Annotated in this window: 21 protein-coding genes; 20 read left to right on the top strand and 1 reads right to left on the bottom strand. The window is 51.4% G+C overall.

The window, feature by feature from the left end; all coding sequences use genetic code 11:
- Positions 1-3: 3 nt before the first annotated feature.
- Both IM700_RS08680 and IM700_RS08675 read left to right on the top strand, forming a co-directional pair.
- Complete coding sequence (locus IM700_RS08680; RefSeq protein WP_193417225.1) at positions 4-1395, top strand: glycoside hydrolase family 32 protein; 1392 nt, start codon at positions 4-6, stop codon at positions 1393-1395.
- Between the two features lie 127 nt (positions 1396-1522).
- Positions 1523-2002: a carboxymuconolactone decarboxylase family protein gene (locus IM700_RS08675; protein ID WP_193417224.1), complete on the top strand. Its 480-nt coding sequence runs from the start codon at positions 1523-1525 to the stop codon at positions 2000-2002.
- 67 nt (positions 2003-2069) lie between these two features.
- Here the strand turns inward: IM700_RS08675 and IM700_RS08670 are convergent, their stop codons facing one another.
- On the bottom strand, positions 2070-2930 hold the full coding sequence (locus tag IM700_RS08670) for an RNA polymerase sigma-70 factor (RefSeq protein ID WP_193417223.1): 861 nt from the start codon (positions 2928-2930) through the stop codon (positions 2070-2072).
- Positions 2931-3284: 354 nt separating this feature from the next.
- Here IM700_RS08670 and IM700_RS08665 point away from each other — a divergent pair, with 354 nt between their 5' ends.
- The 18 genes from IM700_RS08665 (at position 3285) to IM700_RS08580 (ending at position 25945) form a co-directional block, all read left to right on the top strand.
- Complete coding sequence (locus IM700_RS08665) at positions 3285-5093, top strand: sugar-binding protein (RefSeq protein WP_239483715.1); 1809 nt, start codon at positions 3285-3287, stop codon at positions 5091-5093.
- A gap of 187 nt (positions 5094-5280) precedes the next feature.
- Positions 5281-7107: a histidine kinase gene (locus IM700_RS08660; protein ID WP_193417221.1), complete on the top strand. Its 1827-nt coding sequence runs from the start codon at positions 5281-5283 to the stop codon at positions 7105-7107.
- Positions 7095-8672 carry a response regulator gene (locus IM700_RS08655; protein ID WP_193417220.1) on the top strand — a complete coding sequence of 526 codons (1578 nt, stop codon included), beginning with the start codon at positions 7095-7097 and terminating at the stop codon, positions 8670-8672. Before IM700_RS08660 ends, IM700_RS08655 begins: the two co-directional genes overlap by 13 nt.
- A 118-nt stretch (positions 8673-8790) precedes the next feature.
- Positions 8791-10110 carry an extracellular solute-binding protein gene (locus IM700_RS08650; RefSeq protein WP_193417219.1) on the top strand — a complete coding sequence of 440 codons (1320 nt, stop codon included), beginning with the start codon at positions 8791-8793 and terminating at the stop codon, positions 10108-10110.
- Positions 10111-10181: 71 nt separating this feature from the next.
- Complete coding sequence (locus IM700_RS08645; protein ID WP_155607002.1) at positions 10182-11051, top strand: carbohydrate ABC transporter permease; 870 nt, start codon at positions 10182-10184, stop codon at positions 11049-11051.
- 11 nt (positions 11052-11062) lie between these two features.
- Complete coding sequence (locus IM700_RS08640; RefSeq protein WP_193417218.1) at positions 11063-11920, top strand: carbohydrate ABC transporter permease; 858 nt, start codon at positions 11063-11065, stop codon at positions 11918-11920.
- Positions 11921-11940: 20 nt separating this feature from the next.
- Complete coding sequence (locus IM700_RS08635; protein ID WP_193417217.1) at positions 11941-13425, top strand: alpha-N-arabinofuranosidase; 1485 nt, start codon at positions 11941-11943, stop codon at positions 13423-13425.
- A gap of 38 nt (positions 13426-13463) precedes the next feature.
- Complete coding sequence (locus IM700_RS08630) at positions 13464-14111, top strand: polysaccharide deacetylase family protein (RefSeq protein WP_193417313.1); 648 nt, start codon at positions 13464-13466, stop codon at positions 14109-14111.
- 94 nt (positions 14112-14205) lie between these two features.
- Positions 14206-15309 (top strand): NAD(P)-binding protein, encoded by a 1104-nt coding sequence (locus tag IM700_RS08625; RefSeq protein ID WP_193417216.1) that lies wholly within the window; start codon positions 14206-14208, stop codon positions 15307-15309.
- Positions 15310-15332: 23 nt separating this feature from the next.
- Positions 15333-15767: an HNH endonuclease gene (locus IM700_RS08620; RefSeq protein ID WP_336244887.1), complete on the top strand. Its 435-nt coding sequence runs from the start codon at positions 15333-15335 to the stop codon at positions 15765-15767.
- A 272-nt stretch (positions 15768-16039) separates the two neighbouring features.
- Positions 16040-16603 carry an alkyl hydroperoxide reductase subunit C gene (ahpC, locus tag IM700_RS08615; protein WP_193417215.1) on the top strand — a complete coding sequence of 188 codons (564 nt, stop codon included), beginning with the start codon at positions 16040-16042 and terminating at the stop codon, positions 16601-16603.
- A 12-nt stretch (positions 16604-16615) separates the two neighbouring features.
- Positions 16616-18145: an alkyl hydroperoxide reductase subunit F gene (gene ahpF / locus IM700_RS08610; RefSeq protein WP_193417214.1), complete on the top strand. Its 1530-nt coding sequence runs from the start codon at positions 16616-16618 to the stop codon at positions 18143-18145.
- 170 nt (positions 18146-18315) lie between these two features.
- On the top strand, positions 18316-19260 hold the full coding sequence (locus IM700_RS08605; RefSeq protein ID WP_193417213.1) for an ABC transporter permease: 945 nt from the start codon (positions 18316-18318) through the stop codon (positions 19258-19260).
- Between the two features lie 12 nt (positions 19261-19272).
- Positions 19273-20202 carry a carbohydrate ABC transporter permease gene (locus IM700_RS08600; RefSeq protein WP_155607009.1) on the top strand — a complete coding sequence of 310 codons (930 nt, stop codon included), beginning with the start codon at positions 19273-19275 and terminating at the stop codon, positions 20200-20202.
- 64 nt (positions 20203-20266) lie between these two features.
- Entirely contained in the window at positions 20267-21766 is a 1500-nt protein-coding gene (locus IM700_RS08595) for an ABC transporter substrate-binding protein (RefSeq protein WP_193417212.1), read from the top strand.
- Between the two features lie 134 nt (positions 21767-21900).
- A complete protein-coding gene (locus tag IM700_RS08590) occupies positions 21901-23628 on the top strand; it encodes a sensor histidine kinase (RefSeq protein ID WP_193417211.1) in 1728 nt (575 codons plus the stop codon).
- A 7-nt stretch (positions 23629-23635) separates the two neighbouring features.
- Positions 23636-24397 (top strand): response regulator transcription factor, encoded by a 762-nt coding sequence (locus tag IM700_RS08585; RefSeq protein WP_155607012.1) that lies wholly within the window; start codon positions 23636-23638, stop codon positions 24395-24397.
- Positions 24398-24424: 27 nt separating this feature from the next.
- A complete protein-coding gene (locus IM700_RS08580) occupies positions 24425-25945 on the top strand; it encodes an ABC transporter substrate-binding protein (protein ID WP_155607013.1) in 1521 nt (506 codons plus the stop codon).
- The last annotated feature ends 48 nt before the right edge of the window (positions 25946-25993 follow it).

Below are 25993 nucleotides of genomic sequence, written 5' to 3'. Positions count from 1 at the left end.
GACATGACCCTAGGCAAGCCTATTTATCATTTTACCCCGCCTGCGAATTGGATGAACGATCCGAACGGGCTCGTGGTTCACGAAGGTCAATATCATTTGTTCTATCAATACAACCCATATGGGGATCAGTGGGGGACGATCCACTGGGGGCACGCGGTGAGCACGGATCTGGTGCATTGGCAGCATTTGCCGGTCGCGCTGGCACCGTCCACCGAACTTGGCGAGGTGCATTGCTACTCCGGCTGTGCGGTGATCGATGATCAGGGCGTGCCGACCCTGTTCTATACCAGTGTAGGTGAGGGCGAGCGGAATGCCGAGACCGGCGCGGAGCAATGGATGGCCACCAGCCCCGATGGGCTGCGGACCTGGGTGAAGCCTGAAGAAAACCCGGTGTTAACCTCGGATATTCACGGCAAGGATCTGACCGTAAGGGACTGGCGGGACCCTTATGTATGGAAGGAGGGGGACCGGTGGCTGATGGTGCTGGGAGGAAGCGTCCAAGGCAAAGGCTGCGCACTATTATACGAATCAGCAAACCTGCGGGATTGGTCGTTTCTGCATCTCCTGGATACGGGGGAGGAAAGCCTGTGGGAATGTCCGAACGTATTCCGCCTGAAAGACAAATGGGTCCTGATTTACTCACCAAGCGACAAGGTGAAGTATCTTGTGGGTTCGATGGGAGACGATCTGCAATTTGTGAAGGAGCGGGAGGGCTTCGTGGATCATGGCAGCTGGGAAGGGTATTATGCACCGCAATCCATGTTGGCTCCGGACGGCCGCCGAATTTTGTGGGGCTGGCTCCCCGACAACGCGCGCGGCGAAATGACGGAGATTCAGGGATGGTCGGGGGTGCAGTCGATCCCGAGAACCGTGGAGCTTCACCCAGCCAAGAACACGCTGATCTTCAAACCGGTTGCGGAGCTTCAGATGTTGAGGGAGAACCCATTTGAGCTTCCAAAAACCGTCCTTCCTCAAGGGGAACATGAGCTGGGGATCCAAGGCAAAGCCGTCGAAATCAAAGCGGAGTTTGAGCTGACCGGTTCGGAAACGTTGTTTGGCTTCGAGGTATTCCGTTCGCCGGACGGGAAAGAACAAACCACGCTGAAGTTCGATGTATCGGGAGGACGGATCGTACTGGACCGCTCCCGATCCAGTCAAGCGGCGGGCGTTCATACTTGGGAACTCGTTGCCCCTTACGAAATGCGGCATCTTGACCAGCTTCGAGTTTACCTCTTCATCGACCACTCCATTGTTGAGGTGTTCGTCAATGAAGAGCTTTGCTTGACGGGCCGGGTTTACCCTCTACGGGAGGACAGCGAGGGGATTCGGTTATTTGTACAGGGACCCAGCGTGACGATGAGTTCCCTTTCCGCATGGAATTTACGCGGGATTTAGTGAAGACTTGGCAGCTGACGAGAGGCTCTCGGTTCAGCTGCTTTTTTTCTTAGGTTGATGCTGTCACAGAATGAATCGCCTCGTCGTTATATTTACGTGCTTGATCAAAAAGGGAGGTAGATGAACAATGACGCAACGCATCAATTATATGCAACAATCCCCGGAGTTCTTCAACCGATTGATGGATTTCAGCGGGGCTGAGAAGGGAAGCTCCATTGAGGAGAAGATTCGCCACCTCGTTCACATCCGAGCCTCGCAACTCAATGGATGCGGATTTTGCTTCGATATGCATGTGAAGGAGGCGAAAATCCACGGCGAAAGCGAGCTGCGCCTGTACCACATTTCGATTTGGCGGGAATCAACGCTGTTTAGCCCGCGCGAACGGGCGGCCCTTGCCTGGACCGAGATTCTGACCCATTTACCGGAGCATGGCGTGCCGGATGAGGTCTACAACCGCGTACGCGAGCAATTTTCCGAAAAAGAGGTTTCCGATCTCACGTTCTCGATCATGACGATCAATGCCTGGAACCGAGTTAACGTTGCCTTCAAGACCGTACCGGGTTCGGCCGACGCCGCCTTCGGATTGACGAAAGCCGGACTGAGCTAAGCGATAACCCTCGAAGTAAAAAATACAGAAGCACCAAGAATCCCCTGAGGGCTCTTGGTGCTTCGTTTCATTCCCCGACATGCTGTAATTTATCCGGGTTTCTAACCAGATAGATGTTGCGAATTTGCTGGTTCTCCACATGAAAAATTCCGACGGAATGAATCCCTTCCTCCGATCGAATCCGAAATGCCGGCTGCCCGTTCATCCGAATAACCTCGAAATGGATTCCATCGATCGTGGTGGCTTGCCGGAACGGACCCAGCAAGAATTTGGCAACGAACTCTCTTGTGATGATCGGTTTGGCAGCGGCCAAGACTTTGCCCCCTCCATCGGCGACAAGGACAACCTCTTGATCCAGAATGGATAAGATTTGATCGAGGTTCCCTTGTTTGAGTGCGTTAAGGAATTGGTGGACGAGTTCGGGAGCGGTTCCCTCCTGGGGAACGAGTTGATCCGCAGTCACCCCCATTTTTGCGTGGGCCCGACTGAGCAGTTTGCGACAGTTCACTTCGCTCTTCTCCACCAGTTCGGCGATTTCCGGGTAGTCAAAGCCAAGTGCCTCTCGAAGCACAAAAACGACACGTTCCGTTGGAGATAACCTTTCAAGCAGAACCAGCATTGCATAGGACAGCAGGTCATCGCGGACGACGGCTTCCATCGCATCGTCATGCAGGCTGTGCAGAGGCTCCGGAAGCCATTCCCCATAGTATTGCTCCCGTTTTCGGCGTGCTGATTTATACAAATCTCGGCAACGGTTGGTGACCATCTTGCAAAGATAAGCTTTGGGTTCCGTCAGCTTCTCCGGCGGCACATCGGCGATTTTCAGAAATACGTCCTGCACCACATCCTCCGCATCCGTGACGGATCCGGTCAGTTGATAAGCAAGTTTAAAGAGCAGTCTATGATATTTCTCGTACAGTTCCTTCATGGTTTCACTTCCTATCGTTTCTCGGTTTCATAACCTATTCATACTAGGCCTTAATCATAAGACGAGGTACGGGGTGTTTTTGTGACAAAGGAACGAGGGAAGATTCCGTTGGTTCTCCCTATAGATGTTCGAATTTTGAAAGCCAATGCTCGATTTATGAATGTAGTCATCGCCCTGCTCTCCCTAAAATAGGGATGAAACTCATTTTCCATTAAGGGAGGTTAATTATGAAAGCGCTTCTAAATCTGGCGGTAAGGGGGTGTGTTGGCTGAAGGGCGTTGGTAACGGCGAAAGTATCGTATGAAAACAGAGGAACCACCCAGAACCCATGACCGGTTGAAGGAGGAGAACTTGTTGAAGAGAAGAACGAAGCTGTTCCTGCAATCCTTTATGATGATGTTGATCGGCGTATCCTTGGTGTTTGCGAATGCTCCAGGTTCGTGGACTGAGGTTTCCGCGGCACCGAATCCAGGCAAGCCTGCACCGGGAGACAAGAGCGGGCTGGATGCCCAGGGCAGAATGGCGGCCCCCTTCGGCTCGCCCGTGATTGACGGCGACATCGACAAAGCCTGGAGCAAAGTGCAAACGGTTACACCTAAATTTCCGTCGGATCAAGCGAAGGCTTCCGCCACATTAAAGACTTTGTGGGATGACCGCGCCCTGTATATCCTGGTTGAAGTCAAGGATCAGCATCTTTCTACCGAATCGGTAACTCCTTACATGCAGGATTCCTTGGAGATCTTCCTGGACGAGAATCACGACAAGACGCAGGAATACGGACTAGACGACTTGCATTTTCGCGTCAATGTTGAGAATGCCCAATCCGTGGACAACGGTAAAATCGAGCGGTTCTACACCGCTTCGAAACGAGTGGACGGCGGATATGTCATCGAAGCCCGGGTTGCCCTCCAATCCAAACCCGAGAACGGAAAGGTAATGGGCCTCGAATTGCAAATCAACGACGCGAAGGATGCAAATCGAATCGGGACCTTGAATCTATTCGATTCAACGGGCAGCGCCTGGAACGATACGAGCAAATTCGGCGAAATCGTGCTCATGGGCAAGGCCAAGGGGGATGTCAGCGGAGTTAATCCCTACGACCTTCTGAATCTGATCAAGAGCACGCTGAAGCTGGATTTCACGCTTTATAAAAACTCTGGCGTGGTGACAGATGCTCTGATGAAGGTAGTGGCCGCCAATGTATTGAACGACAAAAAGGCCACTCAACCCCAACTCGATGAGCAATACGCGGCGATCCAGGCTGCGGTTAGCAAGCTGGAGATGACGGAGGAAGCCGCAAACGAGAAATATTTCAAGGAAGTTCCGGACGCCTACCGAACCGAGAGCGCCAAACCGGGGACGATCGAGAGCTTAACGTACAAGACGCCGAACTTAACCGGCGGAATGGATGAGAAGAAGCTGAACGTTTATCTTCCGTACGGTTACGACGCGTCCGATTCCACGAAGCAGTATAATGTGCTTTATCTGATGCACGGCGGCGGGGAAAATGAGAATCTCATCTTCGGCGGCCCCGGCCAAAGCAAGGAATTGAAGAAAATCATCGACCATATGATCGCAAACGGCGACATTGAACCGATGATCGTGGTAACCCCAACCTTCTACGGCGGGAAAAACGATACGGCTCTCTTCCACGAGGAATTAATCCAGACCATTGTGCCGTTGGTGGAAACGAATTATCATACCTATGCGAAATCCGCCAGCTTGGACGATTTGAAGGCCTCCCGCGCGCATCGGGCGTTTGGCGGGTTCTCTATGGGCTCGGTGACGACATGGTATACCTTCATCCATAACCTCGACTATTTCAAGTATTACCTGCCGTTAAGCGGGGATAGCTGGGCGTTGGGCCAAGGAGGCGGAGGCAGCAAACCGAAGGAAACGGCGGAATACCTAGCCAAAGTCGTCAAGGACGCAGGGTATCAACCGCAGGATTACTATATCTTCAGCGCCACGGGCAGTTTGGATATCGCTTATCCGAACTTGAAGCCTCAGATCGATGCGATGAAGCAACTCACCGATACCTTCATTTATTCGTCGGATACGACCAAGGGGAATTTCTACTTTATTGTAGGCGATGGCGGCACGCACGCCTGGAACTGGGTGAACCAGTACATCTACGATATTCTGCCGGACCTGTTCCAATAGATTCCTAACGAAAGGCGTAACTGTTGAGCCAAGAGGCCTCTTGTCCTGGTGTGACAGGAGGCCTCTTGGCCGCATCGTCTAACCTTTTCCCTACTTCCGGTTGTGTTTTCAAATTGTTTGGCTGGGCCATCAATCGATATAATGAAGGTTGTGGGATTCTAAGGCACAAGAAGCGGAGGACCGGACAGTGAAAACGCGGTTGGTGGAGAGCATACGATCTTTAAGTTACGGCAAGCCGAAAAAGCTAGCTTTCAAGATTCCGTTTGCTTATTTTCTCGTGATCTTGTTTACAGTGGGTCTAAGTTATATGGTGCTGGACCAAATGGCAGCCAATTCGGCCCAGAAGAAAATCAATGAAGCCTCGCTGCAAACGGTGACGTCCATAAGGACAAACGTAGATTTAATGATTGAGAACGTCAACAACTATTCGAAAATGATCTTCTCGGATCGCAATTTGCAGAACTTGCTCCGGCAGGGAGACGTATATGCGAACCTGCAAACCCAGTCGAAAGTCAGCTCTTATCTGTACAATCTTATGCAAGCGGTTCCGATCATCGATTCCGTGCACATTTATGACCATGCCGGGCATCGCTTCACCGTCGCAACTCAAGAATTGCCAACGTACATGGAGGTGGATATCAAGGATGCCCCTTGGTATGACCAAGTGGTGAGCAACAAAGGGAAATATATTCTGAGGCTGGATAATCGACGAGGGCCTGCGGACTCCGTCGACGGCAATATCGTCTCTTTTATACGCTTGATTCGCGACATCGACAATACGGCCCCTCTCGGGGTGTTGGTCATAGATATCAAGGACGACGCCTTGGTTCAGGCTTATTCAAATCTCCAAAATGGGAGCTCCTTACAAATCGCCATTTTGGATGAGAACAATCAGACCATTGTGGCGGATGCTACGGACGAGCAAGGCAGCGCCGTTCTGCATGAACTGCTCGATACGAACAAGGCGATGTTGGAGGAACAATTTCAGCAAAAGGACTCAGGCTCCCTATCCATGAATTTGGGTTCCCGGAAATATACCGTGACCTATCTGTCGGGCGGGGCCTATAACTGGAAGTTTGTGAGCATTTCGCCGCATGACAGCATGGAGTCGCGCAACCAATCGCTGGTGGTGTTGACGCTGGTTCTGCTGATTATTAACGGCACCATCTTCTTTGTCAGCTCCTTCGTGATTTCACGCAGTATCATTAAACCGATTCAGAAGCTGCTTCGGGCGATGAATAAAGCGCCTAGCGGCAATTTCATGAAGGTCACTACGGAGCCGAGCAGCTTCGAGCTGGAGCAGCTATATAACGGCTATAATCGGATGATCGAACAGATTGATCAGCTGGTGAAGCGCGTCATTGAAGAGCAGAAGACGATACGCAAAGCAGAGTTAAATGCGCTTCAATCCCAAATCAAGCCCCATTTCTTGTATAACACGCTAGACTCGATCACATCGCTTGCGCTCTCAGGAGAGAACGAACAGGTATGTGAGTTGATCGAGGCGCTGGGGAGCTATTATCGGTTGAGTGTGAGCAAAGGGCAAGACGTCATCACCGTTGGGGAAGAAATCGAGATCGTACGGAATTACTTAATCATCCAGAGCGTGCGTTATCCGGACGTATTTGAGGCCCGGTTCGAGGTGGAGGAGGGTTGCGACCCAATCCCGATTCCGAAGCTGGTGCTTCAGCCGTTGGTAGAGAACTCGCTCTACCATGGCATTCGACCTAAAGGGATGAAAGGAACCATACGGATTACCGCCAAGCAAGTGGAAGAATCTGTGATCCTCTCGATTTCCGACGATGGCATCGGCATGTCGCGGGAGGAGATCGAGCAAATCCTGTTCACGGAAAGACAAGGTCAAATCAAGAGCTTTGGCTTATGGGGAACGATGGAGCGCTTGCGCATTTTTTATGAGGATAAAGACGTATTCCACATCGAAAGTGAACCGGGGTCAGGGACAACGATCACACTAATTCTACCGAATGGAGTAGATGCGCCATGGAAAAGTTGAAGGTTCTCATCGTTGACGACGAGCATTTGATCCGGAATTTGATTCGTATGCGCATGGATTGGGAACAGGAAGGCTTCGAGATCGTTGGGGAAGCTCCGAATGCCCAGGAGGCGATGGAGTTGGTGGAGCAGGTGAAACCGGATGTTATCCTCACTGACATTTATATGCCGAATATCGACGGGATCGAGTTTAGCCGAAGCGTCCTGGAGAAGTACCCGCAGATCAAAATCGTCGTCGTAAGCGGCCATGATGAGTTTGAATATGCGCAGCAGAGCATCAAAATCGGGGTGTTCGATTTCCTGCTCAAACCGATTCGGGCGGCGGACCTGCTGCATGTCACCGGCAAGCTGAAACGGAAGATCGAGGAGGAACGATCCCGGGAAGGGGAACTTGCGAGACTGAAGGAAGAGTTGGCGCGGAATCTACCTTATCTCCGGGAGAAGTTCCTGCTGCAGTGGTTACAGGGGACGCTTTCCCGGGAGGAAATCCGGGAACAGGCCGAGTATTTTCAGCTGCCCGCCTTCCGGCAGGAAGCTCCCTACCAAATTGCCGTTGTCGAAATTACCCCGATAGCGGAGAAACACACCGAGGAGCAGTTGATTTTGCTTGGGATGGCGTGCAAGCGGAAGTTGGAGCTGTTCTTTCAGGGAGATCCCTTCGTTACCATGCTGTTGGATACTCGAAACCAGTTTGTCTTGATTTCTTTTCGTCCAGAGGGAGATCTAGCCGGGATCTGTGAAGCGTTGCTCGACCGATTGATCCATGCTCCGAAAGGCATAGTCAACATTGGAGTCGGGCGGAAGCGCCATAGCTTGCAGGAGGGACATCTGGGATACGCGGAGGCCTGCAACGCGATCCGTTATAAAGCGTTCGTTGGGAATAACCAGGTGATTTGTTATGAGGATATGGTAGATAACAGAGAGGAAACGTACCGATCAAACCCGGAGCTATTGAGGCAACTGCAATTTTACATCAGCGTCGGTTCGTCCGATCGCGCCGTGGAGTTGCTTCAGGCTATCTTTGACGTTTCCTTCTCAAGCGTGTCCCAGTTTCGGATGGCGGCGATGGACGTGATTCATGAATGCCAACACGCGGCGATGGAGCAGCAGCTTGAGGGTGAACAGGGGCTAGACACAGAAACGCTGGTGTCGATCATCACGGCTGATAATTTGCCGGAGTTGGTTCAAGCGTTGGAGCCTTACGTCCTTCATGTTGCCAAGGCGATTTCTACGAAAAGGCAAGCCAAGGAAGGGAACCTGATCTATCAAGTGCAGGCGTATCTGGAACAGAACCTGGGCGATCCCGGGGTCGGATTGGCGAGTACCGCGGCGGCTTTTTTCGTCAGTCCGGGCCATCTGGGCCGGCTCATGAAGAAGGAAACGGGTCAGACCTTCGTAGAGTACTTGACCAACTTGCGAATGAAGAAAGCGGAATGTCTCTTAAAAACCACGGATTTCAAAGGTTACGAGATTGGCGAACGGGTAGGCATCACGGATCCGCATTATTTCAGCATCCTCTTCAAGAAGGCGACCGGACGATCCATGAATGAGTACCGCAACGCATGATGACGAGTGAGGAATGCTTGAATTTTAAAAGGGGATGCAGGTTTTATGAATGGAGGTCCCGGGAGATCTTTCCTAAAATAACGGTAGATGCATCGAATCTAGTTGGGAGGTCAAAGAGATGAAAGCGTTGTTAAAAAGATCCATGAGTATCGTCCTTGCGTTAGGTCTAGCTGGTAGCTTGGCAGCCTGTTCGTCCAATTCTTCCGAAGGGAAGTCTTCGGACGGAAGTGGAAGCGGTTCCATCAAACTGACGCTATGGGACCAATCTGTAGGGAACACGGACCCGTCGGCGAAATTGCTGCCGCAAATCATCGAGAAGTGGAACAGCGAGCATCCCGACGTGCAAATTGAACGGACCGGAACAACCGGCGAACAGTATAAGACAAAAATCAAAACGTCACTGGCGGCTAACGAAGCGCCAGACCTCTTCTACGGCATGGGCGGCGGAAGCTTTATGCAGCCTTATATCGAATCCGAAAACGTGCTGGAAATCTCCAGCTATCTGACCGATGAGATCAAATCGAAGATGGCGCCGGGGATGGCGGAAGCCATTGAAACCGACGGCAAAATCTATACCCTGCCCGTTTACACCCATATTGCCAACCTTTACGTAAACACCGAGTTGTTCGAGAAGGCGGGAGCCAAAATCCCGACGACGTACACGGAGCTGTTGGATGCGGTGGAGAAGCTGAAAGCGGCGGGAATTACGCCGGCGCTGATCGGCGAGAAAGACCGCTGGCCGGGCATGTACTGGTACGACATGATTGCCATGCGCCAGGCCGGACATGACGCGGTGATCGAGGCCTTCAAGGATCCGGCCAAATGGGATTCGCCGGATTTCGTTGCCGCCGCGGCCAAGATGCAGGAACTGGCGAAGGTAGGCGCGTTTAACAGCAGTATGCTGAGCATGAGCTACGATGAGATGCTGGGCGCCTTTAATGCAGGCAGCGGCGCCATGATGTTCCAAGCGAACTGGGTGAATGCCGGGATCGAAGATCCTTCCTCGGCAACCAAAGGCAAGGTTCAAGTCATTCCATTCCCGGTATTTGAAGACGGGAAGGGCAAAGCTACGGAAATCTTCGGCGGGGCCGTAGACGGGTTCTATGTCAGCAGCACGACGAAGCATCCGAAAGAAGCGGTTGATTTCCTGATGTATCTAAGCGAGCAGTTGGGTACGCAGGGTTATCTGGCCGGCGCAGGCCTTCCAAGCTGGAACATCGATGGGCTGGATACCTCGAGCCTGTCCTCGCTGGACCAATCGGCCGCCGACATTATGAAGACCGCAACCTCGTTTATTACCTGGTGGGATAACATTCTTCCGGCCGAGTCTGCGGAAACGCATAAGAACCTGATTGCCTCGCTCCTGGCTGGCGATATTACGCCAGAGGAGTTCTGTAAACAGATGGCGCAGCTCAAACCGACGGAACTTACGCTCTAATCCTTGAATCATCTCAAACCAGACGTGGTCAGGGGAAACCCTGACCACGATCTTTGAGAGGAGAACTTACGATGAATTCAGTGTTTTCGAACAAGACCGCGATTGCGATATTCGTTCTTCCTACCCTTCTCATTTTTTGCGGAATTGTATTGGTTCCGATTTTCGTCTCGAGTTATTACAGCGTGTTGGATTGGAATGGCGTCGGTAAAGGCACTTTTATCGGACTGGATAACTACGTGGAGATGTTCACCGATGCCAGGGCTCTGCATTCCATCCGCAATTCCTTCCTGTTCGCGGCAGCATCCATCTTCATTCAATTGCCGATTTCTCTGCTGCTTGCCTTAATCCTGGCTTCCTCGGTGAAAGGTGAAGGCTTTTATCGGACGGTGTATTTTATTCCGGTGTTGATCTCCACCGTGGTGATCGCGCAATTATGGTCCAAAATCTACAATGCGGATTACGGCCTTTTAAATACATTGCTGGATAACATCGGCCTCTCGGGATTGGCCCAAGATTGGCTAGGTCAGAAAAAAACCGCCCTCGTGGCGTCGTTCATTCCAACCCTGTGGCAATACGTCGGATATCATATGCTACTGATGTATGCCGGGGCGAAGTCGATCTCGCAGGATATTCTCGAAGCGGCCAAAATTGACGGGGCTTCCCGGGTACGGACCGCCTTCTCGATTACCATCCCGCTAATGAAGCCGATTCTCAAAGTCTGTCTCGTTTTCTCGGTCATTGGCGCCTTCAAAGTCTTTGATCTGGTGTATGTCCTCACGGGCGGCGGTCCTTTGTTCGCGACCGAGGTGCCAAGCACCTTGATGTACACGACGATCTTCAATACGTACCGGTATGGTTACGGCAGTGCGGTATCCGTCTTTATTATTCTGGAATGCTTGATCTTCACGGTGCTGATCAATAAATTCTTCAAGACCGAATAGGGGTGAGTTTGATGAATACTGTAGAAGCAAGGTTGCCCAAAAAGCCGTCATTCCTTGGGAAGGTCCTGTTGCAATTGTTTTTGGTCCTCGTGGCGATTGTTCAAGTGTATCCCCTGATTTGGCTCGCGTTCTTCTCCCTGAAAGACAACAGCGAGATCTTCAGCGGCGATGTAGCGGGATTTCCGAAGAAGCTCCTTTGGAGCAACTATGCCAAGGCATTATCGGACGGCAACGTCATGAGCTACTTCGTGAATAGCGTGTGGGTCACGGCGGCTTCCATCATCCTGGTATTGATCTTGTCCTCGATGGCGGCCTATGCCATCACGAGAATGAACTGGAAGCTGAGCAATTTGACGATGACGCTGATCCTCCTCGGGATGATGGTCCCGATTCATGCGGCGCTGTTGCCGTTGTTTATGGTTCTAAAAAACCTGCATTTGCTGAACACCTACTGGTCGTTGATTATTCCTTACGTCGCGTTCGGCATTCCGATGGCCGTATTCATTCTCGGCAGCTTCTTCAAGGGGGTTCCCCGCGAGATGGAGGAATCCGCGGTGATCGACGGATGCGGCATTTACAGAACCTTCTTTCATATCATTCTGCCGTTGATTCGTCCCGCGATCGCTACCGTAGCGATCTTCACCTTCCTCTCCTGTTGGAACGAGCTGATGTTTGCGGTGACCTTCATCAATGACGCGCATTATCAGACGCTGACGGTCGGGATGATGTCGATGGTCGGAACGTACATTACGCAGTGGGGAATCATAGGGGCTGGGCTGATGATCACGACCGTCCCTACGGTGGTCATTTATTTATTGTTGAACAAGCAAGTCCAACAAAGCATGATTGCAGGGGCAGTCAAAGGTTAGAAATGAAGGGAGAACAGAGGATGGTTGCCAAAATCACGGTCAATGCCGATCAATCGGTTGGAACGATCAGCCGCCATATTTACGGGCACTTCGCCGAGCATCTCGGCCGCTGTATCTACGAAGGAATATGGGTGGGCGAGGATTCGCCGATTCCGAACACCCGCGGCATTCGAAACGACGTACTCGCAGCACTGCGGGGACTGAACATCCCGGTGCTGCGCTGGCCGGGCGGCTGTTTTGCTGACGAGTACCATTGGAAGGACGGCGTGGGTCCGCGGGAACAACGCAAACGGATGGTGAATACGCATTGGGGCGGCGTCGTGGAGAATAATCACTTTGGTACGCATGAATTTTTTGATCTCTGCGAGCTGCTGGGCACGGAGCCGTACATTTGCGGGAACGTCGGCAGCGGAACCGTGCAGGAGATGCAGGAATGGGTCGAATACATGACCTTTGACGGCGAATCCCCGATGGCCAACTGGCGGCAGGCGAACGGACGGGAGAAGCCTTGGCGCCTGAAGTATTTCGGTGTCGGCAACGAGAACTGGGGCTGCGGCGGGAACATGCGGGCGGAATATTACGCCGACGAGTACCGCAGATACCAGACGTACGTCCGAAATTACGGCGAGAACCGGCTTTATAAAATCGCCGGCGGCGCCAATGTCGATGACTACCACTGGACGGAGACGCTGATGCGCCAAGCCGGCGCGTACATGGACGGACTCAGCCTGCATAACTACACGGTGCCGGGAGGTTTTGAAGTCAAACGTCCAGCGCTGGGCTTCGATGAAGCGGAGTGGTTCGAGACGATGAAGCTAGCGCTTCATATGGACGAGTTGATTAAGCGGCATTCGGCGATCATGGACCAATACGATCCGCAGAAACGGGTCGGCCTAATCGTGGACGAGTGGGGGAACTGGTTCCAAGTGGAACCGGGGACGAATCCAGGTTTCCTGTATCAGCAAAATTCCATGCGGGATGCGCTGGTTGCCGGTTTGCATTTTCATATCTTCCACCGTCACTGCGACCGCGTCCATATGGCAAATATTGCGCAGACCGTCAACGTGCTGCAGGCGATGATTCTGACCGAAGGCGAGAAGATGCTGTTGACCCCAACCTATCATGTCTTCGAGATGTTTAAGGTTCACCAGGACGCCGAGGCGCTTGCCCTTCATCTGGACGCAGACGTTTACAGCTTGGGCGAGGATTCGATTCCTCAGATCAGCGGTTCGGCTTCAAAACGGGCGAACGGCACGATCGATATTAGCCTGTGCAACGTTGATCCGCAGCAGGAAGCTTCCGTAACTCTGCAATTGCGCGGATTAGCGGCGGGCAAGAAGGTCACCGGGCGAGTGTTGACGCATGCCGATAGGAATGCGCATAATACCTTCGAGCAGCCAGAGACAGTGAAACCGCACGTATTTGAAGGAGTTACGAAGGTAAGTGAAAACGGCTTGTCGGCAACGCTGCCGCCGATGTCTGTCGTCGTGCTGACGCTGGTCTAGGCTAGCTGGCATCTTAAATGAATCGGAGGGGTCTCATGATGGCCAAGGGTTCGTTGGTACACCGGGTGCCGACCGGGGAGAAGGCGGTCGCCTTTACGTTTGACGACGGGCCGCATCCCGTTTATACGGAACAAGTGCTGGAGATTTTTCGGAAGGTGAACGGGAAGGCCACCTTTTGCATGATTGGGCAGGAGATCGATCGGTTTGGAGACATCGCGGCCAAGGTACATGCCGCCGGACATGAGATTGCCAATCACACTTACTCACATCCGGATTTGACCCGTTTGACGCTGGAGGAGGCACGGGCCGAAATCCTGCTGGGAGACGAGCGGATCCGCCAGGTGACCGGAAAGCCGGCATTCAGCTTCCGGCCGCCGTATTTTGCCGTGAATGAGGTTATCTTATCGCTTGCCGAGGAGTTCGGGTATTATTCGATCGGGTGCGTTAACGGTGAGGCAAAGGATTGGGAGCAGCCCCAACCCGGCGTGGATTTTATCTTGGAGCATACGCGCCGGTCGGTGGCGAACGGCAGTATCTTCCTGTTCCATGACGGATATGGTGACCGGGCACAGACGATCGAGGCGGTTCGGGTGCTAACCGAGGAGCTGACTGCCGATGGATATCGGTTGGTGACGGTCAGTGAGCTTATGACGATGACGAATGAACAAGTATCTCATAACACCTAAACCTCCCATGAACTCCCACCCATAAGTCATGCATGCTCAAATTTAAATAAGAGACCCTATATCTTACAACTATTGAATAGATGAGGGTTGCGGTATGAAGGTAGCTATTATGGGGGCGGGGTTATCGGGCCTAGCTTGCGCGATTACGTTGGAGCGTAACGGCATCGAACCGGTCATCTTTGAGAAAAGGAGTCGAGTCGGCGACCGGTTCGTGAATGCGGAGGCGCTTCTTTCGATATTTTCGCGGCCGGTTCAGGATGTCATTGCTAAGTTTTCCGAAGAATACGGACTGTTCCTTCACCCGACTGCGAGCATTGAACAGATGACGATTCAATCCAAGCGGGAGAAGGCTGTCCTGGAGGGACCGTTAGGCTTCCTCAATATCCGCGGGAGAGAAGAAGATTCGTTCGAAGCCCAGCTCAGCCGGCAAGTGAAATCGCCAATCCATTTTCATTCGGAGAAAACCTATGAGCAGCTGCTTGCGGACTATACGCATGTGGTCATGGCCACAGGGGACGCGGGTTACGCGAAAAAAACCCGAAACTTTCGGGAAGACCTCTCTGTATCCTTGATGGGGGCTACCGTCGAAGGTCAATTTGATCGCTACGCAGTCAAGACCTGGTTCGATTACGACCTTGCTCCGAGAGGGTACGGGTATCTCCTTCCTTTTTCGGAGAAAGAAGCGAACCTGGTCATCGGCATCCCCGATATCCCCGCGAATGAGGGAGTCAAACTTCAGGACCTCTGGGAACCGTTCCACCAAACCGTTCGAACCGAACTAGGGCAGACTCTTCCCATGACGGATGAATTTCATATCACGCATTACCTGATGGGGATCTGCGAAAGGGCCCGGATCGGCAACACCTTCTATGTTGGAAATTGCTTTGGCAGCATGATGCCGTTCTTGGGATTTGGGCAATATAGTGCACTTTTGACCGGAGTTTATGCGGCTTACGATCTATGCGGTCTAGGCAAGTATGAGGAGTTGACTGCCCCCCTACGTCAAAGCTATGAGCATTCGCTGGTTCTGCGTCGGGTGATGGAACAGCTCGACAATGCCGATTTGGATCGGATCGTACGGGTGCTGGATGGTCCTCTGGCGAACAAGCTGTATTTTGCCAAACGGATCAATCCCTTGAAAGTAGCCAGTTATTTGATGCGTCCTTATGTGAAAATCAAACAAGGAGTGACCTCCTGATCAAATCCTAGGAGGGGATCAGCGTGATCACCGTATTGAATATGGATGGCCGAGAGCTAACCCCGTGCACGCTGGATCGCGCTTGGCGGGAAGTAAACCGGGAACGGGCTGTCTGGCTGGACGAGCAGACCATCCAATTGCTCTACAACCCGTTCTTATTCCGAGATTATCGGAAGATCGCCCTAAGGCGAGACCGCTACACCTGCTTATGGTGCGGTGCTCCTGCAACGACGGTAGACCATCTCATTCCCTCAAGCAAGGGCGGTTCGGATCTACCCCATAACCTGATTGCCTCGTGCAGCGAATGTAATTCGAGACGGGGGAACCGTGCGGCCTTTAGTTATTTGAGAGAAAACGGGTGGAATGCACCCTATCCCTTCAAGCTCCGTTACCGTATCATCAGAGCGATGATCGGTCCGTACCTTCTGTCCAAACGGAAACGAAGGGGGGAATCGTAAAAAAGGCTTCCGACCGAACCTCCGGTCCGAGGCCTTTTAGGTTTGCGCCCCCTGATCCTATTCATCCTTTCTAGTAAGCTCTAAAAGTCGAGTGGATTCCTCTGAAAGCCGTGTGATTAATTTGTGAAAGTTACAAAGCAAACGATTAGTTTCAACGGATGAGGGTATATTAATTGTGAAGACTTGGTGAAGTAGATTGACGTTGAGAATGGTTCGCATATAATAATTAATATAAATAACAGTCAAACCATAGCCAAAAGGAGAGTTAAATCATGTCATTGATTGGAAAAGAAGTATTGCCTTTTAAAGCTCAAGCTTATCACAACGGGAAATTCATCGATGTTTCCGATGCCGACTTTAAAGGGAAATGGAGCGTTGTGTGCTTCTATCCAGCGGACTTCACGTTCGTATGCCCTACGGAGCTGGAAGACTTGCAGGATCAATATGCTACCTTGAAAGATCTTGGCGTTGAGGTCTACTCTGTATCGACCGACTCCCACTTCGTGCATAAAGCTTGGCACGATAGCTCCGAAGCGATCGGCAAGGTTACTTACATTATGATCGGCGACCCCTCCCACACGATTTCCCGCAACTTCGACGTTCTGATCGAAGAAGAAGGCGTGGCGGATCGGGGTACCTTTATCATCGACCCGAACGGCGTGATCCAAGCTATCGAAATCACGGCTGGCGGGATTGGACGGGATGCAAGCACCCTGATCGACAAGATCAAAGCAGCTCAATACGTTCATAACCATCCAGGTGAAGTTTGCCCGGCGAAATGGAAAGAAGGAGCCGCAACCTTGAAACCAAGCCTTGACTTGGTTGGCAAGATCTAAGGAGAGAGAATCATGAAACTGGATGCAGACATCAAACAACAATTAGAGCAATATCTTCAGCTCCTTGAAGGGAATGTTCTGCTGAAAGTCAGTGCCGGAACCGACTCGGTTTCGAACGATATGCTGGACCTCGTTCACGAGTTGTCCAGCATGTCGGATAAAATTACCGTCGAACAAACGACTTTACCCAGAACCCCTAGCTTCAGCGTGAATCGCGTAGGGGAAGAGACCGGCATCACCTTTGCCGGTGTCCCACTGGGCCATGAGTTTACTTCCCTGGTACTGGCTTTGTTACAAGTCAGCGGAAGACCTCCGAAGGTTGAACAGCATATTATTGATCAAATCAAGGGGATTCGAGGCGAATACCGCTTCGAAACCTACGTCAGCTTGACCTGCCATAACTGCCCGGACGTCGTTCAGGCGTTGAACCTGCTGAGCGTTCTGAATCCTGGCATTTCCCATACGATGATCGACGGCGCGGCTTTCAAGGATGAAGTCGAGAGCAAAGAGATCATGGCGGTGCCAACCGTATTCCTGAACGGGGAGCTGTTCGGTAACGGCCGGATGTCCGTCGAGGACATTCTGGGCAAGCTGGGCTCGTCGGATACGACGGCATTTGAAGGCAAAGAGCCTTACGACGTGCTTGTCGTAGGGGGCGGACCTGCCGGAGCCAGCGCGGCGATTTATGCAGCACGCAAAGGCATTCGTACCGGGATCGTTGCTGAACGCTTCGGCGGACAAGTGAACGACACCCTTGGCATTGAGAACTTAATCGGCGTGAAGTATACGGAAGGGCCTAAGCTTGCGGCCAATCTGGAAGAGCACGCGAAGGAATACAATATCGACATCATGATGTCGCAGCGGGCGAAGGGCCTTCAGAAGAAGGACCTGATCGAAGTGGAGCTGGAGAACGGTGCGGTGCTGAAGAGCAAAACGGTTATCCTGTCCACCGGGGCACGCTGGCGCAACATGAATGTACCGGGCGAAGCGGAATTTAAGAATAAGGGCGTGGCGTATTGCCCGCACTGTGACGGTCCGTTGTTCGCAGGGAAACGTGTCGCTGTCGTCGGGGGAGGCAACTCCGGCGTTGAGGCAGCCATCGACCTGGCGGGCGTGGCATCGCATGTGACCGTACTTGAATTCATGCCTGAGCTGAAAGCCGACTCTGTCTTGCAGGATCGTCTGAACAGCTTGCCGAACACCACCGTAATCAAGAACGCGCAAGTGAAGGAAGTTACGGGGGACAGCAAGGTGAACGGAGTGACCTACATCGAGCGGGAAAGCGGTGAAGAGAAGCATCTCGAGCTGGAAGGCGTATTCGTTCAAATCGGCCTTGTGCCGAATACGGAATGGCTGGAAGGCACGCTGGAACGTACCCGGATGGGCGAGATTATCGTCGACAACCGTGGGGCAACGACTCTTCCAGGCGTATTTGCGGCCGGCGACTGCACCAACTCGGCTTACAAGCAAATCATTATTTCGATGGGTTCAGGCGCGACAGCGGCCTTGGGCGCCTTCGATTACATGATCCGCAATCAATAACATCATAGGTATGACATCAAGCCCGCTCATCGAGAGCGGGCTATTTTTGTGTACAAATCTAAAGTTTGTTGACTATAGTATCAAGTTTATGGTCTGGATGTAAGCGCTGTATTCCCGATAAAATGAGAGTAGACAGAGCAGTACACGCTGAAGGAAAGAGGTGACGGAACATGAAGTCGAAGGAAAACAGAAAGCGCTTACACACGCGTTGGCGCAAACAAGACACGGAGCTGACGTTATTGGCCTTGCCAACGACCCTTTGGTATATTCTGTTCAGTTTCCTGCCGATGTTCGGCATCATTATCGCCTTTAAGAATTTCAAAATAACCGGTGGGTTTCTGAGCAATGTATTCAACAGCCCCTGGGCAGGCCTCAAAAACTTTGAATTCCTCTTCAAGTCGAACGATGCCTGGATCATTATTCGGAACACCATCGGGTACAACTTGATCTTTATCGTCCTTGGGATTGTGATCCCCGTGGCTTTAGCCTTGATGATCGGGATGATCCACAACCGCCGGGCCGGGAAAGCCTATCAAACGATGATGTTCCTGCCCTATTTTCTCTCCTGGGTTGTAGTCTCCGCAGTGGGTTGGGCGTTCTTAAGTTTCGATAAGGGGATTCTCAATCAAATGTTGGTGAATTGGGGAAATGAGCCGGTCAACTGGTACATGGAACCGAAATATTGGCCTTACTTCTTGATCTTCATGAATATCTGGAAGGGGCTAGGTTATGGAATGGTCGTCTATTTGGCGACAATCGCCGGGATTGATAAGACCTACTATGAAGCGGCCGTGATCGATGGCGCTACGCTCTGGCAGCAAACCCGGTTTATCACGCTGCCGCTGATGAAGCTGGTTATCGTGATGATGTTCATCTTAGCGGTGGGACGGATCTTCTACACGGACTTCGGGTTATTCTTCCAAGTTCCGCGGGACTCCAACTCCCTGTTTAATGTAGCCACGACCATTGATGTCTTGGTTTACAAGCAGCTCAAAACGGCAACTGTCGGCATGGCTTCGGCTGCGGCTTTTGTACAATCGGTTCTCGGCTGTCTGATGATTCTAGCGGCGAACTGGACGGTTCGCAAAATCGATTCGGATAGCGCGATGATCTAAGGAGGTGCGTTTATGGCAACAAGAACGGTTTACGAGAGCGGCTTGGATCGCTTTAATCGTCCAAGCAAAGGGGTGAATGTACTCCTCCATCTCCTCTTCTTCTTCCTTGCGGTGATTTGTGTTGTGCCTATGCTGGTGGTCTTATCCATCTCGCTGTCCAGTGAAGACTCGATTCGGGAGAACGGCTATCACCTGATCCCAACGGCCTTCTCGGGGGATGCCTACGGGTATATCGCGAAGCAGGGAACGATGATTTTGCAGGCCTTGGGGATCTCCGTCTTTGTCACGATCGTCGGAACCGTGTTGGGGATTCTGCTCACCACCTCGATGGGGTACGTTCTCTCTCGGCCGAATTATAAGCTGAAGGGGTTCCTGACGTGGGTCGTATTTATTCCAATGGTGTTCAACGGCGGGTTGGTCTCGAGCTACTATATCAATGCCAATTTACTGGGGCTGAAAGATACGGTTTGGTCGCTGATCCTGCCGCTGGCGGTCTCCTCATTTAACGTCATTATTTGTAAGACCTTCTTTAAAAGCACGATTCCGGACGGATTAATCGAATCCGCAGAAATCGATGGAGCCGGCCAGTTGCGCATTTTCTTCTCGATCATTTTACCGATCTCCTTACCGGTCATCGCAACGATAGGTTTGTTCCTATGTTTTGGTTACTGGAATGACTGGTTCCAATCGATGTTGTACATCAACAATCAGGACCTGTATTCGTTGCAGGCACTGTTGAATAACTTGATGAGCAATGTGGACGCGCTGGCAAGGAATGCTTCTAGTCTGGGGATTAGTTACGCGGAGCTGGTTGCCACGATGCCTAAAGAATCCGCCCGCATGGCGGTGGCTGTCGTGATTGTGCTCCCGGTCGCCTTTGCGTATCCCTTCTTCCAGCGATACTTCATCTCCGGCTTGACTGTAGGCGCAGTCAAAGGATAATCCGAAATAAACTGGGCTTGTCTCAGTTTATGTATATTAAGAACACAAAAGGGAGGAAATATCTATGACAAGGTCTTTGAAGCTCATCTCTACCCTATGTATTATGATGCTTCTCATGTCCGTTCTTGCCGCATGCGGTTCGAAGTCGAATTCTTCGTCGGCGAACAACTCGCCAGACTCTTCGACGAACACTTCTACAGAAACACCGACAACTTCGGGGGAGATCCCGACGTTGGTATGGTGGACGATCGGCGGTCAGGTTCCGGATAACTTCGAGAAGGCCATCGAAGCCATGAACGAATACACAGCCGAGAAAATCGGTGTGAAGATCGACATTAAAGTGGCAAGCTGGGGCGATTGGGATACGAAAATTAACACGATCGTAAACACGGGTGAACCTTTCGATATCCTCTTCACCAACGTTTCCAAATACAATCAGCAAGTGACCATCGGGGCGCTCGCAGACATCACCGATTTGGTGCAAAGCGAGACACCGGAACTGTATAAGTTCATTCCAGAGAAGGTATGGGATGGGACGAGAATTGGCGGCAAGCTTTATTCCGTGCCAACCTATAAGGACTCCTCACTAACCCAATATTGGGTGTTCGATCATAAGTATGTTGAGAAATACGGCATTGACTTGAACAACATCAAAACCCTGAAGGATCTGGATAAACCGTTCCACGACATGAAAGCCGGAGAGGGCAAGAGCTTCTATCCATTGCCGATGACGCAAGGTGACGGATTTAACGGATTCTTTAACCGGTATGACGATCTTGCGCTGGGATTCCCTCCGATTGGGGTGTCGGTGGATGACGCTTCCCGCAAGGTGGTATCCGTTCTGGAACAACAGGATGTCATGGACGAATTGAAGATTCTGCACCAATGGTATAAGGATGGCATTATCAATCCCGATGCTCCAACCAAGCCGGAAGCGGACAAAGGCCGCGCGTTCTTCAGTGCTCAAGGCTTCCCAGGGGCGGACATTACTTGGCAAATCAACGAGGGCGTCGAGAAGTACGACATGACGCAGGTTTACGGACCGCTCTACACGACGGCAACGATTCAAGGTTCCCTCAACGGAATCTCGGCCAATTCCAAGTATAAGAAGGAAGCTTTGAAATACCTGGAGCTGGTGAATACCGATCCGAAGCTTCGCAACATGCTGGCCTTTGGTGAAGAGGGCGTCGACTACGTGAAAGTGGACGGCGAGAAAGTCATTGAACGTATTTCCGATACTTGGCCGCTGGCTGGATATACGCAAGGGACCTTCTTCAATATGGCGACAACCAAAGGAGCTCCGGAAGATCAATGGGTACAAGTTCAGAAGCTGAATGAACAAGCGACCGCTTCGTCCTTGCTCGGTTTCTCACTCGACACGACCAATCTGACTACCGAAGTAGCGAACGTGAAAGCGACGTGGGATAAGTACCGTTATGAATTGCTCACAGGCGCATCCGATCCGGAGAAGAGGGTGCCACAGATCATCGAAGAACTGAAAAAGGCCGGAATGGATACCATCATGAAAGCTGCACAAGAGCAGATCGATGCCTTCTTTAAATAAGAGCTAAGGCTTCACTCGATTGGCCCGGACGGTAGATTTATCTACCGTTCGGGCTTTTCAATATGATGGTATAATGAGGACAGAGGATGGCATTGGAATCAGCGCCGTAAGACACAAGGCAAAGGAGGCGCCGAATGGGCTCCTTTTGGCAGATTAAAATATACCGAAGTAAATTCATTGCCTATACGATATCTGTTGTGACCATCGGTTTGGCGCTGGGCATCATGACCTGTGCAGTTCTCATGTATCAGTGGATCGAGGGTGCTCGAGCTGAGGCAATCAGCACGTTTGCTCGAATCGAGAACGAGCTGCAGTATGATACCGATCGAATTGAAGCTTATATGCAGCGAATTTACTCTAATGATCGCCTGATGACGGATGTTCGTTTCTTTCTTGGGAACACCGCGGAAGGTTACCAGACGAGCAGGCTGCAGAATAGCCAATACAATGAACCGCTGGTCTCTTTCCCGGAAGATATGAGGGCTTTCTTACACAGTTCCATGAAGGGAGATCTGACCCAAGTCAGTCTGCATACCGATTCTGATAGCAACGTGGTGCGGTTTGATGACAATGGCAATCCTAGCTTTCTGTTTCGCGTGCCGAACACGGATGAGATCTTTCGCGAGTCTATGGAGAAGGGATTTGTGTACCGTAAGAAATTGTCCGACCCCAACCAGATTTCTCGTCAAATCGGAGAGTTCCGCTTCTTGATCGGCAGCGATCCGTTGTTCAGGAAAGTACAAGGTTATAAGTTGGACATCGCCGCGGCCATTAGCGATTCGGGTGAAGTGTATATGATCTCCGGCATGGACCATGGGACCAAGGAGATGGCGCTCAAAGCCACGGAGGAGAAACGAAGCAGCGGGTATTCCTCCTTAGGGGGGATGAAGAATGTCTTCTTCATGACCTTTACCTCCACCAAGTTTGATTACCGATTTGTGTTTCTCGTGGATTTGTCTCACCTGATGCATCAAAAGGCGGGCATCCTATTTGCTGTCGTAGGTATTGTTCTGTTGGCCATGATTAGCGTATTGCTGCTTATCGCTTACAATATGCGTGACGATGCGAGATTCCTAAGGCACATCATCCACTCCATCAAGCGAGTGAAGACGGCGGATTTCACGTCGAGTTTCCCCGCTCCCTATCGGCGCAACGAATACGGCATGATTGCCCGCGAATTGGATGATATGGTGCATGAGCTCGATAAACATATTCGCACCGAGTATTTGCTGAAATTGAAGCAGCAGGAAACCGAAATGAAAGCGCTTCAGCATCAGATCAACCCCCATTTTCTGTACAATACCCTGGAGTCGATTCGCTCCACGGCTTTGCTTCACCGTGACGTGGATACGGCGGATGCCATTGCGACCTTAGGTTCTCTCTATCGCGATATCGTTCACAAAGACAATATTATTTCGATCGGGGAAGAGCTGGAACTGTTGCAGAAGTTTCTGAGCATTATGGAGCTGAAGTATCCGGGACGGTTCTATTATCAGATCAATGTGGATGAGGCGCTATTGCGTCTCCAGACGGTCAAATTCTGGATGCAACCGCTGGCCGAGAACTTCTTCGTTCATGGGTTCAATTCAAGCAGTGAATTCAATTTACTCGTCGTGAACGGTTGGGAAGAGGACGGACGGTTCATCCTGGAATTTATGGATAACGGGAAATGTATACCCGAAGCGCGTCTGGAAGAAGTGAGGCAACATCTGATCTGTCGTGATGATACGCCTGTACGCAGTATTGGACTGCGTAACGTGCATACCCGGCTGCATTTTTTCTATGGTGAGGCCTTAGCGATGGAAATTGAGAATAATGAGGAAGCGGGAGTCAAGATTACCGTGAGGATCACAAAGGGGTGACTTCAGCATGTATAAGCTTCTGATCGTAGATGACGAACCGCAGATTCTGGAGGGCATGAAGCGAACCTTGGATTGGGGGGAATACGGCTTTCACCAAATCGAAACGAGCGAAACGAAAGAAGACGCGATCGCCAAATCCGTGGATTTATTGCCGGATATCGCCATCTTTGATGTATGTATCGGCCCTGATCTTGGGTATGAGATCATCCATCAGCTCAATGAACTGCGTCTCCCTACCAAATATATTATTATGAGCGGTTACAGTGAATTCGAATATGCCCAAGCGGCGATTCGCTGCGGCGTGAAGGACTATCTGCTAAAGCCCGTTGAGCGTTCCAAGCTGCAGAAGGTGATTGAGAAGATCATTGTGGAGGATTTGCAGGGGACTTTAAATGGGATCAGCAGGAAAGATAACACTACGGATCCGATCCTGGGAATTCCCTATGAGGAGTTATCCAAACTGACCAACCGCATCCTGCTTATGGTGAAGGCGGAGTTTGCCCAGAACATCACGTTGAAATCGGTGGCGGAGCGTTTTCGCATGAATAGTACGTACCTTGGACAGTTGTTCTTAAAAGAAACCCGCATGAAATTTTCGGAATATTTGATGGCGTACCGTATGCTTCTTGCGAAGGAGCGCATTCTCGCTACGAACGAGAAGATCGCCAACATCGCCCAGTCCGTGGGCTACGCGAATTTGAATTACTTTTACACGCATTTTCAAGGATATTATGGCATGTCCCCTTCGGATCTTCGAAAAAAAAGCTAGTGCTCCACAGGCGGAAAGGAGGATGGGATGCAGCGACGTTCGTTGTTCAATCGTGTGGCCCTTTGCTTGGCATTAACCGGCATGTTATCCCTACTTGTCATGGGCTGTTCGCCTTCCTCTGACAAAGGGGAAACGATACCGCGTAAGGACATGGTCAATTTGGTCTACTATACGATCGGGGAGCCGGATCCGGACCTGAAGAAGGTGAATGACAAGATCAATGAAGTATTGGCTAAGAAGATCGGAATCACCATTACTTATATCAAGGTCGGATGGCAGGAATACGATAATCGCCTCAACACGATGTTATCGGCGGGAACGCCCTTCGATATCGCTTATGCCCCGGAGTTCACCACTTACGTGAAGCGTGGAGCTTGGCTGCGGCTGGATGACTATCTGTCCAGTACGGGCAAGGATATGTACGATGTCATTGACCCCATGTTTTGGCAGGGCGTACGGATGGACGATGGGGGGATTTATGGCGTGCCCACCAATAAGGAATTAGCGGTCCGCCAACAGTGGATGTATCCGGAAGAGCTGGTGAAGAAGTATAACATCGATATTACGAAGTACAATACCCTGGAATCGCTGGAACCCTTGATGCAGATGATCAAGCAGAAGGAATTCGATTATTTGCCGATGGAGCTGGACAAGGATTCCCATAACTTCTTCGCTTTATATGGGTACGAGTACGTGATTGATAAGGAACTCCCATTAATGCTGCGGTCTTTAGATTCCCGTTCTCGGGTCGTGAGTATTTTCGAAACCGAGGAGGCTCGGCGGGTGCTGGATACGCTTCGGCGTTATTATCAGGCAGGCTACATCAACGAAGATGCGGCTTTACGGGAGAGTCAGGAGCTGGAGAGAGGGAAGAAAGTGTTCTGGAAGGCCTCAAGCGGCGGTCCCCTCTCCGAGAATAGCTGGAGTAAGGATCGCGGCTACAAGGTCGTTGCGCATCCCGTCACGACGGAGGTGGTCACAACCGAAGATGTGCGGGGAGGCGTCATGGCGGTCAGTTCGGATACGAAGTATCCGGTCGAATGTATCAAGTTCTTGAACCTGCTCAATACCGACCCGGAGGTACGAAACCTATTTAACTATGGGATCGAAGGCGTGCATTACACCTTGGACAAGAAGGGTCAAGTCGTGCTGATCCCTCCGAAGGATGCAGACGGACACCCTGTATCCGACGTTTCGTCCAACTACATTGGAGTTACGTTTACCCAAGGCAACTGGTTTATCTTAAAGACGATGGGCGGCGAGAATCCGGAACCGATAAATAAATGGGAGGAATTTCGCGCTTCCAACGCAAGAGCCGTGAAATCTAGTACGTTTGGGTTTACGCCGGATTTATCCATGATGCCGATCCAGATGCAGAACATCAAGATGGTCTGGCAGAAATATTATCCGAGCCTTATGACCGGCAGCGTGGACGTAGATACCGAACTTCCGAAGTTCAATGAGGAACTGAAGCAGGCGGGCCTCTACGAGGTGCAGGCCGAGGTGCAAAAACAGCTGGATGCTTGGCGTGCTTCGAGTAAGCGATGACGACGGAATAGAAAACGGCGGTGCAGGGAGAATCCCTGTCACCGCCGT

It is taken from the genome of Paenibacillus rhizolycopersici (assembly GCF_014947195.2).
GTDB lineage: Bacteria > Bacillota > Bacilli > Paenibacillales > Paenibacillaceae > Fontibacillus > Fontibacillus rhizolycopersici.
Note: the sequence above shows the minus strand (reverse complement) of the source record. Positions and strands in the feature narration are given on the sequence as shown.

Bases quoted from the DNA above. Each gene is read 5' to 3' on its own strand.
- IM700_RS08650 (WP_193417219.1), top strand. From the start codon at position 8,791: ATGAAAGCGTTGTTAAAAAGATCCATGAGTATCGTCCTTGCGTTAGGT.
- IM700_RS08600 (WP_155607009.1), top strand. From the start codon at position 19,273: ATGGCAACAAGAACGGTTTACGAGAGCGGCTTGGATCGCTTTAATCGT.
- IM700_RS08655 (WP_193417220.1), top strand. From the start codon at position 7,095: ATGGAAAAGTTGAAGGTTCTCATCGTTGACGACGAGCATTTGATCCGG.
- IM700_RS08605 (WP_193417213.1), top strand. From the start codon at position 18,316: ATGAAGTCGAAGGAAAACAGAAAGCGCTTACACACGCGTTGGCGCAAA.
- IM700_RS08590 (WP_193417211.1), top strand. From the start codon at position 21,901: ATGGGCTCCTTTTGGCAGATTAAAATATACCGAAGTAAATTCATTGCC.
- IM700_RS08670 (WP_193417223.1), bottom strand. From the start codon at position 2,930: ATGAAGGAACTGTACGAGAAATATCATAGACTGCTCTTTAAACTTGCT.
- IM700_RS08580 (WP_155607013.1), top strand. From the start codon at position 24,425: ATGCAGCGACGTTCGTTGTTCAATCGTGTGGCCCTTTGCTTGGCATTA.
- IM700_RS08640 (WP_193417218.1), top strand. From the start codon at position 11,063: ATGAATACTGTAGAAGCAAGGTTGCCCAAAAAGCCGTCATTCCTTGGG.
- IM700_RS08675 (WP_193417224.1), top strand. From the start codon at position 1,523: ATGACGCAACGCATCAATTATATGCAACAATCCCCGGAGTTCTTCAAC.
- IM700_RS08625 (WP_193417216.1), top strand. From the start codon at position 14,206: ATGAAGGTAGCTATTATGGGGGCGGGGTTATCGGGCCTAGCTTGCGCG.
- IM700_RS08585 (WP_155607012.1), top strand. From the start codon at position 23,636: ATGTATAAGCTTCTGATCGTAGATGACGAACCGCAGATTCTGGAGGGC.
- IM700_RS08645 (WP_155607002.1), top strand. From the start codon at position 10,182: ATGAATTCAGTGTTTTCGAACAAGACCGCGATTGCGATATTCGTTCTT.
- ahpF (WP_193417214.1), top strand. From the start codon at position 16,616: ATGAAACTGGATGCAGACATCAAACAACAATTAGAGCAATATCTTCAG.
- IM700_RS08635 (WP_193417217.1), top strand. From the start codon at position 11,941: ATGGTTGCCAAAATCACGGTCAATGCCGATCAATCGGTTGGAACGATC.
- IM700_RS08595 (WP_193417212.1), top strand. From the start codon at position 20,267: ATGACAAGGTCTTTGAAGCTCATCTCTACCCTATGTATTATGATGCTT.
- ahpC (WP_193417215.1), top strand. From the start codon at position 16,040: ATGTCATTGATTGGAAAAGAAGTATTGCCTTTTAAAGCTCAAGCTTAT.
- IM700_RS08630 (WP_193417313.1), top strand. From the start codon at position 13,464: ATGGCCAAGGGTTCGTTGGTACACCGGGTGCCGACCGGGGAGAAGGCG.
- IM700_RS08680 (WP_193417225.1), top strand. From the start codon at position 4: ATGACCCTAGGCAAGCCTATTTATCATTTTACCCCGCCTGCGAATTGG.